Origin of the sequence: Rhodococcus sp. 15-649-2-2 (assembly GCF_002258645.1) — a bacterium.
Taxonomy (GTDB): domain Bacteria; phylum Actinomycetota; class Actinomycetes; order Mycobacteriales; family Mycobacteriaceae; genus Rhodococcoides.
In genome coordinates this window covers 699,772-715,239 of the sequence record NZ_NPFM01000031.1, presented here as the reverse complement: position 1 = coordinate 715,239, position 15,468 = coordinate 699,772, and the positions used below count along the sequence as shown (strand labels likewise).

Annotated in this window: 16 protein-coding genes; 15 read left to right on the top strand and 1 reads right to left on the bottom strand. The window is 64.4% G+C overall.

What is annotated here, in order from left to right:
- The first annotated feature begins 15 nt into the window (after window positions 1–15).
- The gene (gene rimM / locus CH305_RS24105; protein ID WP_094705050.1) at window positions 16–558 is read left to right on the top strand and encodes a ribosome maturation factor RimM; all 543 of its coding nucleotides are present in this window, start codon (window positions 16–18) and stop codon (window positions 556–558) included.
- A 3-nt stretch (window positions 559–561) separates the two neighbouring features.
- Complete coding sequence (gene trmD, locus CH305_RS24100; RefSeq protein ID WP_032377039.1) at window positions 562–1,242, top strand: tRNA (guanosine(37)-N1)-methyltransferase TrmD; 681 nt, start codon at window positions 562–564, stop codon at window positions 1,240–1,242.
- Between the two features lie 5 nt (window positions 1,243–1,247).
- Here the strand turns inward: trmD and CH305_RS24095 are convergent, their stop codons facing one another.
- A complete protein-coding gene (locus CH305_RS24095) occupies window positions 1,248–2,204 on the bottom strand; it encodes a serine hydrolase (protein WP_094705048.1) in 957 nt (318 codons plus the stop codon).
- A gap of 68 nt (window positions 2,205–2,272) precedes the next feature.
- Here CH305_RS24095 and CH305_RS24090 point away from each other — a divergent pair, with 68 nt between their 5' ends.
- The 13 genes from CH305_RS24090 to CH305_RS24030 all read left to right on the top strand — a co-directional run bounded on the left by CH305_RS24090 (window position 2,273) and on the right by CH305_RS24030 (window position 15,467).
- Window positions 2,273–4,621, top strand: a complete 2,349-nt coding sequence (locus tag CH305_RS24090; RefSeq protein ID WP_094705046.1) for a Tex family protein — start codon at window positions 2,273–2,275, stop codon at window positions 4,619–4,621.
- 107 nt (window positions 4,622–4,728) lie between these two features.
- Complete coding sequence (locus CH305_RS24085; protein ID WP_032403597.1) at window positions 4,729–5,577, top strand: hypothetical protein; 849 nt, start codon at window positions 4,729–4,731, stop codon at window positions 5,575–5,577.
- Between the two features lie 138 nt (window positions 5,578–5,715).
- Window positions 5,716–6,057, top strand: coding sequence for a 50S ribosomal protein L19 (rplS, locus tag CH305_RS24080; RefSeq protein ID WP_032378188.1), 342 nt, complete (start codon window positions 5,716–5,718; stop codon window positions 6,055–6,057).
- 143 nt (window positions 6,058–6,200) lie between these two features.
- On the top strand, window positions 6,201–6,977 hold the full coding sequence (gene lepB, locus CH305_RS24075) for a signal peptidase I (protein ID WP_094705044.1): 777 nt from the start codon (window positions 6,201–6,203) through the stop codon (window positions 6,975–6,977).
- On the top strand, window positions 6,974–7,768 hold the full coding sequence (locus CH305_RS24070; RefSeq protein WP_196248413.1) for a ribonuclease HII: 795 nt from the start codon (window positions 6,974–6,976) through the stop codon (window positions 7,766–7,768). The genes lepB and CH305_RS24070 overlap by 4 nt, the downstream gene beginning before the upstream one ends.
- 37 nt (window positions 7,769–7,805) lie before the next feature.
- Window positions 7,806–8,111 carry a DUF2469 domain-containing protein gene (locus tag CH305_RS24065; RefSeq protein WP_008717288.1) on the top strand — a complete coding sequence of 102 codons (306 nt, stop codon included), beginning with the start codon at window positions 7,806–7,808 and terminating at the stop codon, window positions 8,109–8,111.
- Window positions 8,112–8,519: 408 nt separating this feature from the next.
- Entirely contained in the window at window positions 8,520–8,864 is a 345-nt protein-coding gene (locus tag CH305_RS24060) for an Lsr2 family protein (RefSeq protein WP_032377043.1), read from the top strand.
- 363 nt (window positions 8,865–9,227) lie between these two features.
- Window positions 9,228–9,584, top strand: a complete 357-nt coding sequence (locus tag CH305_RS24055; protein WP_032377044.1) for a YraN family protein — start codon at window positions 9,228–9,230, stop codon at window positions 9,582–9,584.
- Entirely contained in the window at window positions 9,584–11,089 is a 1,506-nt protein-coding gene (locus CH305_RS24050; RefSeq protein WP_032377045.1) for a YifB family Mg chelatase-like AAA ATPase, read from the top strand. Before CH305_RS24055 ends, CH305_RS24050 begins: the two co-directional genes overlap by 1 nt.
- Entirely contained in the window at window positions 11,086–12,207 is a 1,122-nt protein-coding gene (gene dprA, locus CH305_RS24045) for a DNA-processing protein DprA (RefSeq protein ID WP_094705042.1), read from the top strand. Before CH305_RS24050 ends, dprA begins: the two co-directional genes overlap by 4 nt.
- 94 nt (window positions 12,208–12,301) lie before the next feature.
- Complete coding sequence (locus tag CH305_RS24040) at window positions 12,302–13,084, top strand: siderophore-interacting protein (RefSeq protein WP_094705040.1); 783 nt, start codon at window positions 12,302–12,304, stop codon at window positions 13,082–13,084.
- 69 nt (window positions 13,085–13,153) lie between these two features.
- Window positions 13,154–14,080: a tyrosine recombinase XerC gene (locus CH305_RS24035; RefSeq protein WP_094705038.1), complete on the top strand. Its 927-nt coding sequence runs from the start codon at window positions 13,154–13,156 to the stop codon at window positions 14,078–14,080.
- Window positions 14,081–14,429: 349 nt separating this feature from the next.
- Complete coding sequence (locus tag CH305_RS24030) at window positions 14,430–15,467, top strand: MinD/ParA family protein (protein ID WP_052058492.1); 1,038 nt, start codon at window positions 14,430–14,432, stop codon at window positions 15,465–15,467.
- Window position 15,468: the final 1 nt, after the last annotated feature.

Sequence of the window (15,468 nt, the reverse complement as noted above, 5' to 3'; positions counted from 1 at the left end):
GTCACGCACACAATTATGGAGCTGGTCATCGGCCGTGTTGCAAAGTCGCACGGCATCAAAGGCGAAGTCGTCGTCGAGGTTCGCACCGACGACCCCGACGACCGCTTCGCGGTAGGGTCCGTTCTTCGCGGCCGCAAGCCTCGATCGAACGCTGCTCCCGCCTCGTACACGGTGGATGCCGTCCGGGAACACTCCGGGCGGCTTCTGCTGCGTCTGAACGGCATCGACGACAAGACGACCGCGGACCAGATCCGCGGAACGTTGTTCATCGTCGAGTCGACGGACTTGCCCCCGTCCGACGATCCGGACGAATTCTACGATCACGAACTCGAGGGACTCACCGTCGTTCTGACCGACGGCTCGGCAGTGGGAACGGTCCGCGAGGTCCTGCACTCGGCAGCGGGCGAGTTGCTTTCCATCCGGCCGAGTACGACGTTCGGCGGAGACACCCGCGCCGAAATTCTCGTTCCCTTCGTGGCCGCGATCGTGACGTCGGTGTCGTTGGCCGACAAGACGATCGAGATCGATCCGCCCGAGGGCCTGCTGGACCCGGAGTAGATCGTGCGCCTCGACGTCGTCACCATTTTTCCCGAATACCTGACTCCGCTGCGAACTGCTCTGTTGGGCAAGGCAATCGACCGCGGTCTTGTCTCTGTGGAGGTTCACGATCTGCGATCGTGGACCCATGACGTGCACAAGGCCGTCGACGATTCACCCTATGGCGGCGGACCGGGGATGGTCATGAAGCCGACGGTCTGGGGCGATGCCCTCGACCACGTACTGACCGAGGATTCGCTCCTCGTCGTTCCTACTCCCGCCGGTGTTCCGTTCACCCAGCGCACGGCCGAACGGTGGTCCACCGAGCAACATCTCGTGTTCGCGTGCGGCCGGTACGAAGGAATCGATCAGCGGGTCTTCGACGACGCGTCGCGCCGCGTACGCGTCGAAGAAGTCAGTATCGGCGACTACGTGCTCATCGGCGGCGAGGCGGCCGTCCTGGTGATGGCCGAGGCGGTGGTTCGACTCATGCCCGGAGTACTCGGCAATCAACAGTCGCACCAAGAGGATTCGTTCTCCGATGGTCTGCTCGAAGGGCCGAGCTACACGCGTCCGGCCCGGTGGCGCGAACTCGACGTTCCCGACGTCCTTCTCTCCGGCGATCACGCGAAGATAGCGGCATGGCGTCGGGCTCAGTCGTTGACACGGACCGCCGAGCGTCGCCCGGATCTGCTCGGCGACTGAGCAATTCAGCTGATCGTTCCGCCGGGAAAGAGCATCGAGACGAATCCGGTGAGAGTGTCCCTGGCGTGTAGGGCGCTGGCGTCGTCACTCACGTCGACCACCGCGGTGTCCGGATAGCTCTCCATGTCGTCGGCGTAGAAGATGTCTTCCCGTGACGACAGAGCGAGGACGTAGCGATTGTCGACCCCGATCGTGCCGGTCGACAAGTGCACCCACCGATCGGAAACACAGCACATCCAGCCCTGCTTGACGGCGTGCACGCTCTCGCCCGGTAGACCGTCGACGATTCCGAAATGCTGTTTGTAGCCGTCTGCGGCAATCGGTGCCGAACGCCGCAGCATGCCGATTATGACGTCCGTCGACGCAGTCGTCAGTCCGCCGCTGCCGTTGAGCAAGCCTGCGTAGTACCCGATCAGGTCGCCCGGCGTTGTCTCGGTGTTGTACCACTGATCGTCGCCCGGTGCCGTCGTGCGTTGCAATCCGTATCGGGCCGCGACCGCGCGGACAATCTCGGACGTGCCGTAGCGGTACCACAGGGTATAGGCGGCGTTGTCGTCGGAGAGCTCCAGCATGCTGGTCATGGTGGCCAGTTCGTCGGCCGAGACTGGGCGGTTCTCCGACTGCGCTCGGAACATCACTTCGTCGGCGATGAATAGCTTGGACACCGACGCGGTTTCGACCTGTGTGCCGGCGTTGCTGCTGTAGAAAGACCCGGTGTCGCGGTCGAGCAACGCGAAGTCGACGTCGGCACCTCGGGCCTGCGCCGACGCGATCGCCATGGGGATTCGGGCTTCCAGAGCGACGCCGTCGACCTTCTGCATGTCGGGAAAGGGCGACGCGGAGGTCTCGGCGGTTGCTTTCGCAGCGGAGTCGCCGGGTTGATCGTCCGGTGGAACCGAGCAACCTGCGGTGAGGAGCAGGGAGGCACAGACGACAGTCAGGAATCGAGACACCCTGACCATGCGTGCATCTCTCCCAGACGTTGAACCGCTGACCGACCTGTCCCACAGTAGCGGTAGGGTCCATCGCCGTGACCACTGCTCTGAAATCTGTGAACAAGCGCATAGCCGAAGAACTCGACGTTCGTGAGGAACAGGTTCGGGCCGCCGTAGAACTGCTCGACGGCGGCTCGACGGTCCCGTTCATCGCGCGGTACCGCAAGGAGGTCACCGGCACCCTCGACGATGCGCAGCTGCGTCAGCTCGACGAGCGGCTGCGGTACCTCCGTGAGCTCGACGAGCGCAGAGACGCCGTCATCGAATCCATCCGTGGTCAGGGCAAGCTCGACGACGCCCTCGAGCAGTCTCTGATGCTCGCCGATACCAAGGCGCGCGTCGAGGACATCTATCTGCCGTTCAAGCCCAAGCGTCGGACGAAAGCCCAGATTGCGCGTGAAGCGGGGCACGATCCCGTGGCCGATGCCCTGTTCTCCGACCTCACGACGGATCCGGCGCAGTTCGATCAGGAGCAGCTCGACGGCGCGCGTGCGATTCTCGTCGAGCGTTTTGCCGAGGATGCCGACCTGGTGGGTGAACTGCGTGAACTCATGTGGACCTCCGGCAAGCTCGTTGCCACGGTCCGCAAGGGCAAGGAGGAGGAGGGTGCCAAGTTCTCCGACTACTTCGAGTTCTCCGAACCCTTCACGAGCCTGCCCTCGCATCGCATCCTCGCCACCCTCAGAGGCGAGAAGGAAGAAGTACTCTCGCTCGGATTCGAGCCCGAGCGCGAAGAACCGACGCCCGGGGTGCCGAGCGTCTACGAGGGTCGGATCGCCACCAAGTTCGGGATCGCGAATCGAGGACGGCCCGCCGACAAATGGCTGCTCGATACCGTTCGATGGGCGTGGCGTACCAAGATGCTGGTCACGGTCTCCCTCGATACCCGTATGCGACTGCGTCAATCCGCCGAGAAGGACGCCGTCGACGTGTTCGCGAGCAACCTCAAGGACCTGCTGCTCGCCGCGCCGGCGGGCAACCGCACCACGATGGGACTCGACCCGGGCTTCCGTACCGGCACCAAGGTTGCCATCGTCGACGCGACCGGAAAGGTCGTCGACTACGACACCATCTATCCCCATAAGCCGCAGGGCAAGTGGGATCAGGCGCTGGCCACTCTCGCCGGCCTCGCGGCCAAGCACGAAGTGGAGCTCATCGCCATCGGAAACGGTACGGCGTCACGTGAAACCGATTCCCTGGCAGCAGAATTGATTGCCAGGTTCCCGGCTGCGAATCTGACCAAGGTGGTGGTCTCCGAGGCCGGTGCCTCGGTCTACTCGGCGTCGGCGTACGCCTCGAGTGAGCTGCCCGAACTCGACGTCTCGATCCGCGGCGCGGTCTCGATCGCTCGCAGACTGCAGGATCCGTTGGCCGAGCTGGTCAAGATCGATCCCAAGTCCATCGGCGTCGGCCAGTACCAGCACGACATCTCCGAAACCTTGCTCGCTCGCTCTCTCGGGGCCGTCGTCGAGGATGCGGTGAACGCGGTCGGTGTCGACGTCAACACAGCGTCGGTGCCACTGCTGTCGCGGGTATCCGGAATTGCCGGCTCGCTCGCCGAGAGCATCGTGGCGCACCGCGACCAGAACGGACCGTTCGCCAGCCGCAGCACCCTCAAGGACGTACCGCGCTTGGGCCCCAAAGCTTTCGAGCAGTGCGCCGGGTTCCTCCGCATCTCCGGGGGAGAGGATCCACTCGATCGCTCGAGCGTGCACCCGGAGGCGTACCCCGTAGTGCGCCGCATCGTCGGCAAGGCCGGCGTCGGAGTGCGCGAAGTGGTCGGCAACACGGCCCTCCTGCGCCGCCTCGATCCCGCGGAATTCGTCGACGAACGATTCGGGTTGCCCACTGTCACGGACATCATCTCCGAGCTGGAGAAGCCGGGACGCGACCCGCGTCCGGAGTTCAAGACCGCTACTTTCGCGGCCGGTATCGAGAAGGTGGCCGACCTGAAGCCGGGGATGACGCTCGAAGGCGTCGTGACCAACGTGGCGGCATTCGGTGCTTTCGTCGATGTCGGTGTCCATCAGGACGGTCTCGTTCACGTCTCTGCGATGTCGCACAACTTCGTCAAGGACCCGCGTGAGGTCGTCAAATCCGGCGACGTCGTGCGCGTCAAGGTCATGGAGGTCGACCTCCCTCGTCAGCGCATCGGGTTGAGTCTGCGACTGGACGACGAGCCTGGGGCCTCCGCCGGAAAGGACGCCCCACGTGGACAACAGGGCGAACGTCCGCGGGGCCAAGGGCGAGCCGGCGGTGCCGACCAGGGCAGTCGTGGACGAGACTCACGTCCCCAGCGTGAACGCCGCGGCGGCGGCCAGCAGGCCGCACCGGCGGCCGGCTCGATGGCCGACGCGCTGCGGAAGGCCGGATTCGGAAAATAGCGACGGCTCGGTGGTCGATGCCGTCCTGGGCGGCACGGATCACGAATAGTGTGAAGTCCGACTCGCCGGTCGTTCGGTAGGAAGGACGTGAGACGCACGTGAGGTGGTTGCAACACGGGGTCATCGATCACGGTCGTCTGCCACTGCTGTGTTTCCTTTTGGGACTGCTACTGGGTTTTCTGCTGATCCGTCTCAGCGTCAGGATGATTCGCGCAGATGTGAAGTGGTGGCCCGGCAACATCACTCCCGGTGGGCAACACATACATCACGTCGTGTTCGGGATCGTGTTGATGCTGCTGGCAGGGATCGGCCTGATCGCGGTGTACGTCGACGGATCGCAGACGATCGGCGCGGTGCTGGCCGCCGTCTTCGGCATCGGCGCTGCGCTCGTTCTCGACGAGTTCGCGTTGATCTTCTACCTCCGCGACGTCTACTGGTCGGAACAGGGCCGCACGTCGGTCGATGCCGTCTTTGCGGCCCTGGCGTTCACCGGTTTGCTGCTGCTCGGCTTCCATCCGTTGGAGCTGTTGAGCCCGGCAGACTTTCGGGCCGACCCCGATCCGTGGGTGCGCAGCGCGCTGGCGGTCTTGGCGCTGATCAACCTGGCCCTGTGCGTGATCGTCCTGCTCAAGGGCAAGATCTGGACTGGGTTGGTAGGGCTGTTCGTACTGCCGATCCTCGTGTTGGCGGCGATTCGGTTGAGCCGACCGAGCGCGCCGTGGGCGAGGTGGCGCTACACCAGCAGACCGAAGAAGATGGAGAGAGCTCTGCGGCGCGAGAAGCGCTGGCGCAGACCGCTCATCAGAGCCAAGATCTACTTGCAGGACGCGATCGCGGGCAAGCCCAGCATCGTTCATGCACGCGAGGCCACCGAGGACGAGCTGGCGCGTGTCGTGGTGCCGGCACCGGTGTCGGGCGCCGGCGTCTCACCCCGCGCGGAGTCGATTTCGCCGTAGGCATGATGGTCTGGCACAATGGTCGGGTTGCCTCTAGCAGGCACGGACCTCACTCGGAGTACGAACCAGTCGAGCCGCGCAGTGCGCGAGCCGCTCGGTTCCTCTACTCAAGCGCAGAACGCAAGGATGGCACAACCGATGAACACTCTGGACTTTCTCGACAATCAGTCGCTGCGTGGCGACATCCCCGATTTCCGCCCCGGCGACACCCTGAACGTGCACGTCAAGGTCATCGAAGGCTCGAAGGAGCGTATTCAGATCTTCAAGGGCGTCGTCATCCGACGTCAGGGCGGTGGCGTTCGCGAGACGTTCACGGTTCGTAAGGTCTCGTTCGGCGTCGGCGTCGAGCGCACCTTCCCGGTGCACAGCCCCAACATTGCGCAGTTCGAGGTCCTCACCCGCGGTGACGTCCGTCGCGCTAAGCTCTACTACCTCCGCGATCTGCGTGGCAAGGCTGCCAAGATCAAGGAAAAGCGCTGACCGGTTCCGCCCGGCTCCACATAGCTCCCATCATGCCGCGTCGCCCCTTCGGGCGGCGCGGCATGATGCGTCTCGGCCGGTCCGAAACGCCGGTGCACAGACCGTCCGGCCGTGCAGACGAGCGTTCCGGCTAACCTGTTGACGTGACGCAGTCCCCACAGGATCCGACCGATGAGCCCGACGACGAGTCTTCGCAGAACAAGCGTCGGGATCGCAAGCCCCGATCGTTCTGGCGAGAGCTTCCGATTCTCATTCTGGTAGCGCTGCTGTTGAGTTTTCTGCTCCAGACATTCGTCGCTCGGGTGTACTTGATCCCGTCCGAATCGATGGAGCCGACTCTGCACGGCTGCGCGGGCTGTACCGGCGACCGGATCGTGGTCGAAAAGATCGGTTACCGCTTCGGAGACCCGAAGCCCGGCGACATCGTCGTCTTTCGTGGTCCGGATTCGTGGAACGACGAATTCGTCTCGCAGCGCTCCGACAATTCGATCGTCCGCGGGGCTCAGGAAGTGGGCTCCTTGATCGGCGTCGTCGCCCCGGACGAGAACGATCTGGTCAAACGCGTCATTGCCACCGGCGGTCAGACCGTCGAGTGCTGTGACGATCAGGGCCGAGTACTCGTCGATGGGAAGCCCTTGGACGAGCCGTACATTCAGATGGATTTCCCGTTCGCGCCCGGGACGATGACCTGTGACACCGAACTGAAGTCGGGACGATGCTTCGACCCCGTGACCGTTCCGGAGGGCAACATCTGGGTGATGGGAGACAACCGGAGCAACTCACGAGATTCCCGCTATCACGTCACCGACGAATTCACCGGTACCGTTCCGCTCGACAACGTGATCGGCAAGGCCGTCTTCATTGCGCTGCCACCGTCAAGGACCGGCCTCCTGGATTCTCCCGACATTCAAGGTCGATGACGACGGCCCCCCGCCGCGTGCCTCGTGCACGAGCGACTCTGACGCGGTCGTCGTGGCCGCCCCGTCCGGTCATCCGGCGGGCTGCAGGTTTGCGGACGATGGAGTCGGCCTTGGAGCGCGGAGGTCTCGGGCCGGTTGCGGGTGTGGACGAAGCGGGTAGGGGAGCGTGCGCCGGTCCGCTGACGGTGGCGGCCTGCGTACTCGGCGCACGAGCCCACGCAGCGCTGGCCGATCTGGACGACTCGAAGAAGTTGACCGAGCGTCGACGCGAGGAACTGTTCCCCAAGATTCAGAAGCTGGCTCTGGCATGGAGCGTGGTGTTCATCGATGCTGCCGAGGTCGATCGCATCGGGGTGCACGTAGCGAACATCGAGGGAATGCGTCGCGCAGTTGCCGGGCTCGGAGTGACCCCCGGGTACGTGCTCACCGACGGCTTTCGGGTGCCCGGCCTGCCGGTTCCGTCGCTACCGGTGATCGGCGGCGACGCCACCGCCGCGTGCATCGCTGCCGCGAGTGTGCTGGCGAAGGTCTCACGCGATCGGCTGATGGTGCAGATGGACGAAGAGATTCCGGGCTACGGGTTCGCCGTCCACAAGGGCTACAGCACGCGGGCTCATTCGGCCGCCATGATCGCTCTCGGCCCCAGCCGAGAACATCGAATGTCGTATGCGAATGTCGCTGCGGCGGCCGCGGGCTCGGCTGGGGATCCACCTGTGGGTCGTGCCGCAGGCACCACTCGGAACGGCGACGCCGTGGGGCGAATGGACTGCCGCGACGCAGGTGCGCGATGATTGCTTTTCACGCCCGACTGGAGGATGAAAGAGACCGATGAGTGCCGAAGATCTCGAAAAGTACGAAACCGAGATGGAACTCTCGCTGTATCGCGAGTATCGGGACATCGTGGGTCAGTTCAACTACGTGGTCGAAACCGAACGTCGGTTCTATCTGGCGAACTCCGTCGAACTCATTCCGCACAACGCCGACGGTGAAATCTACTTCGAATTGCGGATGTCGGATTCGTGGGTGTGGGACATGTATCGCCCCGCCCGTTTCGTCAAGCACGTCCGAGTGATCACGTTCAAGGACGTCAACATCGAAGAGTTGGACAAACCAGACCTTCGCCTTCCGGAATAGCTCGCCGCGGCGAACGCCGCGGCACGCGGCAGTCGACGACGGCTCGCGGGCGTGTGAAACACACCAGGCCTCGCGCCGACGAGTTGCCGAACCGGTGTTCGCCGATTACGACCGTGATTGTTCGAGAAATTGGACAGCCGACCAAATCGTTCCGCATGTCCTGTTTCATCGTCGGTTTCGACGGGGGCCAGCTCCGGCAGGTAACGGCACGGTAGATTCTCGTCGCGAAAGTAACTGCGTAACAAAGGCATTCGATTTCGACGTCTATTTTCTCGAAATGTGCTGCCATATCCGGACTGATATTCGCCGATTCGACACGTTGCGTAACACCTGCACTTCTTTGCGCCGAAACGAGAATCGGTGGTAGAACTTGAATATCACATCCCCCAGACGTGTAAGAGGTACGAGATGGCACGCAAGACGCTTGTGCAGATGATCGACGATGTCGATGGATCGGTAATCAAAGACGGCCAAGGTGAATCCATCGAATTCGGCATCGGTGGAAACCAGTACCGCATCGATTTGAACCTCAAGCATGCAAACGAATTGCATGAACAGTTGGCTTTCTGGATCGAGCACGCAGAGAAGGTCTCCGGACGCCGTACCCGTAAGGGCGGCGCTGCTCCGGCACCGGCTCGCGGAAAAGTCGATCTTCAGGACATTCGGGCATGGGCACGCGAGAACGGCCACGAGGTCAGTGCTCGCGGCCGCATCAGTCAGGACGTGCAGGCGGCATACGAGGCCGCCCACTGATCATCCGGTAGCGCCGACTTCGTCGGTGCCCCGAAACGCTCCACCGGCACCCGTTTCCTGGTGTCGACGCTCGGCATCAGCTCCGTCCGAATTCTGAATTCGGGCGGAGTTTTGTGCGTGGGGGCCACTGCCACCGGGCTGTTGTAACTCGCCGACGTTGCCACTCGCCCACGCTGTAACACGAAGGTCCGACAATGCCGACAATTTGTCTCCGCACATCTGCCCGTTCGTGCACAGGCGAGCAGTTGTCCACAGGGTAATCGCCCACCTGCGCATTCTTTGTTTCTCCTCGATTCGGACGTGCCACCTTCGGTAGTACCGAATCGGCCGCGAAGTACGGCCGGAGAGTGGAGGAATGCGGATATGGCGACCAATCAGGAACTCGGTGCGCGCGGTGAGGACCTCGCGGTGCGCCATCTCGAGGACATCGGGCTCGAGGTGATCGAGCGGAACTGGCGGCATCGATCCGGTGAGCTCGACATCATCGCGCGCGAGGGTGACACCATGGTTTTCGTCGAGGTGAAGACGCGTTCGGGAATCGGTTACGGAACGCCGGCCGAGGCTGTGACGTACACCAAGCAGGTGCGGATCAGAGGGCTTGCGCTGTCGTGGCTTGCCCTGCAACAGGGTCCGTGGGTGCAGATCAGATTCGACGTGATCGCGATCGTGGTCGGGAGAGACGACAATCCGGTGATCACTCACATCCGGGCTGCGTTCTGATGCCGCTCGGGAGAGCGCATTCGGTTGCGGTCAACGGTGTCGACGGTGTGCTGGTGGAGATCGAAGCCGACATCGGGCAGGGCTTGCCCGGCACTCATCTGGTCGGTCTGCCCGATACCGCGCTGAACGAGTCGCGAGATCGCGTGAAAGCGGCCGTGAAGAACTCGGGTGGCACGTGGCCGGACAGCCGGGTGATTCTCGCGCTGTCGCCCGCAACGTTGCCCAAGGGTGGATCGGTGTACGACCTCGCTCTCGCGTTGTCTGTTCTCGATGCGGCGAAGGCCATCCCGCGCGGGAGTCTGTCGGAGACGGTGTTTCTGGGCGAACTCGCTCTGGACGGCCGGCTCAGGGCAGTTCGCGGGGTCTTACCCGGGGTGCTTGCGGTCAAGGGTGCAGGTTGGCAACGGGTGGTGGTCCCGATGCAGTGTCTACCCGAGGCGGGCCTGGTGGACGGTATCGACGTGCTGGGCGCAGGCTCGCTCGGGGATGTCGTGGCGTGGCTTCGCGGCGAGCAAGCCCTGGAATCGCCGGTGCCGACCGAGTGGCATCAGGAGATCTATCCGGATCTCAGTGATGTAGCCGGGCAGGCGGATGCGCGGTGGGCTCTGGAAGTAGCGGCGGCCGGAGCACATCACATCATGCTGACCGGTCCGCCGGGAATCGGCAAAACAATGCTGGCGCAGCGTCTTCCGGGAATTCTGCCGCCGCTGACCGAGTCCGAGGCGCTCGAGGTGACGGCCATCCATTCGGTGGCCGGGTTGTTGACCACTGCGCGACCGCTCATCACATCGCCGCCGTTCATTGCACCTCATCATTCGACGTCGGTGAGCGCTCTGGTAGGTGGTGGAACGGGAATGGCCAAGCCGGGAGCGGTCAGTCGCGCACATCGCGGAGTCCTGTTTCTGGACGAGTGCGCCGAGATGAGCGTTCGCGTACTGGAGGCTCTGCGGACTCCGTTGGAGGACGGTGAGATTCGCATTGCTCGTCGAGACGGTGTGGCGAGATATCCGGCTCGATTTCAGCTGGTTTTGGCGGCGAATCCGTGCCCGTGCGCACCTGCGCGACAGGTCGATTGTGTCTGTGCGCCCACTGCTCGGCGCAAATATCTCGGAAAGCTCTCGGGGCCGTTGCTGGACCGTGTCGATCTCCGCATACAGATGATGGGCGTCGCGACGGGAGCACTGGTCGACGAGGTGGGGGAGGGAACGAGTGAGATCCGCGCACGCGTGACCGGAGCCAGGGACGCGGCCGCCCACCGGTGGCAGGATTTCGGCTGGAGAACAAATGCAGAAGTCCCGGGACCTGCGCTACGGCAACGGTTTCGGCTGGCGCGCTCGACGCTCGCGCCGGTGGAGCGTGCGCTGCGGAACGGATCGTTGACCGCGCGGGGAGCAGACAGGGCGATACGGGTGGCGTGGACGCTGAGCGACCTCGCAGGTGGCACGGTTCCAGGTGCCGACGAGGTCGGTGCAGCACTGGATTTCCGCGACAGGGGAGTGGCATGACCCACGACGCACGCCGACTCGCGTGGGCATATCTGTCGAGGGTGGCGCAGGGCCCGCATCGACTCGTGGTCGACCATGCCGCGGCGCACGGCCCGGAAGCGGCCGCTGCGGCGGTGCGGGCAGGCCGATTGGGCGAGCGGCTCGAGGTACGTGCCCACATCGACACCGCTGCAGCCGATCTCGATCACATCGGCGCGCTGGGTGGCCGGTTGATCACTCCCGACGACGACGAGTGGCCGGCGTGGAGATTCCTCGGCTTCGACGGATCGGGTCTGACCGCAGGGGTGGACACCTGTCCTCCGATTGCGTTGTGGGCGCTCGGAAGTCGGCCCGTCGCAACTGCCACCGAACGATCGGTGTCGATCGTGGGGACCCGTGCATCGAGCCCGTACGGGGATCACGTGACCGCAGAAATTTCGGCAGACCTCGCACTCGACGGTTGGACCATCATTTCGGGAGCGGCCTTCGGGATCGATGCCGCGGCGCATCGGGGGGCTCTCGGAGTAGAGGGAACGACGATGGCGGTGCTCGCCTGTGGCGTCGACCGTGCCTATCCGGCGGGGCATTCGCGATTGCTGCGACAGATAGCCGATCACGGGCTGGTCCTGAGCGAATACGCACCGGGCACCACCCCTGCCAAGCATCGCTTCCTCGCTCGCAACAGACTCGTTGCGGCACTCGGATCGGCAGTGGTGGTGGTCGAGGCAGGGTGGCGCAGCGGGGCTCGCAACACTGCGGCATGGGCCAAAAAACTGGGTCGTCCGGTACTCGCGGTCCCCGGACCGGTCACATCACCGACGTCCAAGGGGTGCCATCGCATGATCCGCGACGGCGAGGCCGTGCTGGTGTCGAGCTCGCACGATGTCGTTGCCGAGGCCGGTGCCCTCGGGTCGCCGGAGGAATGGCGGCCCGATCTCTTTCGTGAGACGGATGCGCTCTCGGAGACCGGATTGTTGATCTACGACGCGTTGCCGGCAACCGGGTCGCTGTCGAGCCGCGAGTTGTCCGAACAGTCCGGTGTGCCGATCGGCAAGGTGCGCGCTGCACTGCCTGTGCTGGAAATGGACGGCTTCGTTGCCAGCGACGAGACGGGGTGGTTCCGCGTGGTGCGGGGATGAACACCACGTTCGCCGAGCCTCGAAGGTAGGGTGTTAGGTAATGCTTAGTCGGTGCAGCACGCATCGACGTCGTTCGCTCGAAGAGGGGTCCGAAGTGCCACGCAAGAAAACCACCCTGTCCGTCCTGCGCACCGAGGCGCTCACCCCGCACATGTACCGGGTGTACCTCGGCGGAGACAGTTTCGACGACTTCGACGCGATCGACGAGACCGACGCCTACGTCAAGCTGTTCTTCGGAACCGACGACGATCCGATCATGCGCACCTACACCGTTCGATCCGTCGACACGAGTGCGCGCGAGATCGCGATCGACTTCGTGGTGCACGGCGACGAAGGAGTTGCCGGGCCGTGGGCCACCAAGGCGAAGCCGGGGGACGAGATGTCGTTCTTCGGCCCGTCCGGCGGGTACGCCCCTCGACCCGACGCGGACTGGCATCTGTTCGCAGGTGACGAATCGGCGATTCCCGCTATTTCGGCCGCCGTGGAGGCGCTGCCCGAAGACGCCATCGCCAAAGTCTTCATCGAAGTTGCCGACCGTCACGACGAGATCTACATGGAGACGCTCGCCGTCGTCGATGTCACCTGGGTTCACCGGGGTGCATCCTCGAACGACGTCGGCGACGACCTGGCCGGCGACAACGCTCCCTTGATCGCAGCAGTCAAGGGTACGGAATGGCTGCCCGGCCAGGCACAGGTTTTCGTGCACGGTGAGGCGCAGGCCGTGATGCACAACATCCGGCCCTATATTCGCAAGGAGCGTGGGGTCGGTGCCGAGTGGGCATCGATCTCGGGCTACTGGCGTCGAGGGCGGACCGAGGAGAACTTCCGAGTGTGGAAGCGCGAGCTCGCGCAGGCCGAAGCCGGTGTCGACGCCTGAACGGGCGACGGCTCGTGACGGTCGGCGTGTCCGGTTGTCGCGGAGCGTGGGAGCGCTCAAGCTGAGCCGATGACCGATTCGCTGCCGCCCCACCTCGGCATCCACATCGAAGAGTTCGCCGAACACCTTCGACTCGGTCGAGAGCGCTCCGAGCACACCATCCGCGCCTACGTCGCGGATGCTCGATCGCTCCTCGCGCATCTCGCGGACTCCGACCCCGAAGCGACCATCGCCGATCTCGACCTCCGCGCTGTGCGCTCCTGGTTGGCGAAGTATTCGGCGGCCGGCGCGGCCAGAACCTCGATGGCCAGGCGAACCTCGTCGGCGCGGACCTTCGGCAAGTGGCTCGAGCGGGTGGGAGCGGTGCAGGTCGGGCCCGCAGAACGGCTGGCAGCACCGTCGAGTCACCGGACTTTGCCTGGTGTACTGCGCCACAATCAAGCGGCCGAGGCGTTGGCCGCTGCCGAATCGGGTGCTGCCGAGCTCGATCCGATCGCGCTGAGAGATCGGCTCATCGTCGAGCTCCTGTACGCAACCGGGGTCCGCGTCGGAGAGCTGTGCGGACTCGACATCGACGACGTCGACACCGATCGCCGCCTGATTCGCGTTCTGGGTAAAGGAAACAAGGAACGCTCTGCGCCGTACGGCATGCCGGCAGCAGACGCTCTGGAGAACTGGCTCGTCAGTGGCAGGCCGGAGTTGGTCGATCAGCGATCCGGGGCCGCGCTGTTGCTGGGTAGGCGAGGTGGGCGGCTCGACCAACGGCAGGCCAGAACAGCAGTTCATGCGGTGCTCGACACCGTTCCCGGTGGCCCCAGCCTCGGTCCGCACGGCTTGCGCCACACAGCAGCGACCCATCTCCTCGAAGGCGGTGCCGATCTCAGGGTGGTGCAGGAGTTGCTCGGGCACGCCTCCCTCGCGACCACGCAGATCTACACCCACGTATCGGTCGAACGGTTGCGCGCCGTGCACGATCAGGCTCACCCCCGAGCGTGAGTCGAGCGTCGGCGGCGCTACGTTTGGTAGCGTCATCACCGACCAACAAGACCGAATACGGGGGACCGTGGACCGCGACCGACCGCAAGGTACTTCGGAGCCGTGGTCGATGCATGGCCGTCAGGACTTCGCGGCGCAGGGCCAGGAGCCCGGCGACCGAAGCGGCACGGCACCGGAGAACGGTTCTAGGCCCGCATCACCGGAACCGATTCCTCGATCACGTTCGACGCCTCGGCAGCCGCCACCCTGGCAGACGCCCGATTCGATCGACCGACGGACCGTTCCGCCCCGATACAACCCACCCGTGCCGCTCGAGCCGGGGCCGGTGGCCGCAGAGCCCAACCGACACTTGCCCGCACAGTCGCGGCCCGAGGAGTTCCCGGCACCGACAGGAGGTTGGTCGCCCCAACCATGGGCGGGTGCCCCCAATCCGTATCGGCCCAACAGCCAGGACCTCGGCGCGGATTCGCTGCTCAAGCGTCCCAAGCGAGCGTCGAACTCCGGATGGCGTCGAGGCGTACACCGGCTGACCGGTGGTGTCATCAATCCGGGTGAGTCGACCGCAGAGGAGCGGTACCGAAATCAGGTCGAGCGCATCCGCCAGCCTGTGCTCGGTGACTACCGGATCGCGTTCCTCTCGCTCAAGGGTGGTGTCGGCAAGACGACGACCACTCTCGGCCTCGGCTCGACGTTCGCGTCGTTGCGGGGAGATTGTGTCATCGCAGTGGACGCGAACCCCGATTTCGGCACCCTCGGAGAGCGGGTTCCGCGGCAGACGTCGTCTACCGTCCGAGACCTGTTGGCCGCCGCACCGAACATTCGGCGCTACTCCGACATTCGCGAGCACACCTCGCAGGCACCGAGTCGACTGGAAGTGCTTGCGGGAGAGCGCGACCCGGCGGCGTCGGAAATGTTCGGCGAAGAGGACTACCGAGCCGTCATCGACATGCTGCAGGTCTACTACAACCTGATCCTGACCGATTGCGGAACCGGCATCATGCACTCGGCGATGAACGGTGTGCTCCAACTGGCGAACGCGCTGGTTCTGGTCAGCTCGCCGGCGGTCGACGGTGCGCGCAGTGCAGCGGCGACATTGGACTGGCTCGAGCTGCACGGTTACGGACACCTGGTCGAGCGAACGGTAGTGGTGATCAGCTCGGTTCGTCCCGGCTCGTCGGCAGTGGACATGAACCTGCTGCAGCAGCATTTTCTCGAGCGATGTCGAGCCGTCCTCGTCGTTCCGTTCGACGAGCATCTGGCCGAGGGTGCCGTGGTCGATCTCGACATGTTGCGCCCCCAGACCAGGAGCGCATTCGTCGAGCTCGCCGCCATGGTCGCGGACGATTTTCCCGCAGCGTCCGGCAGGCACTCCGGCCCCCCGCGCTGAC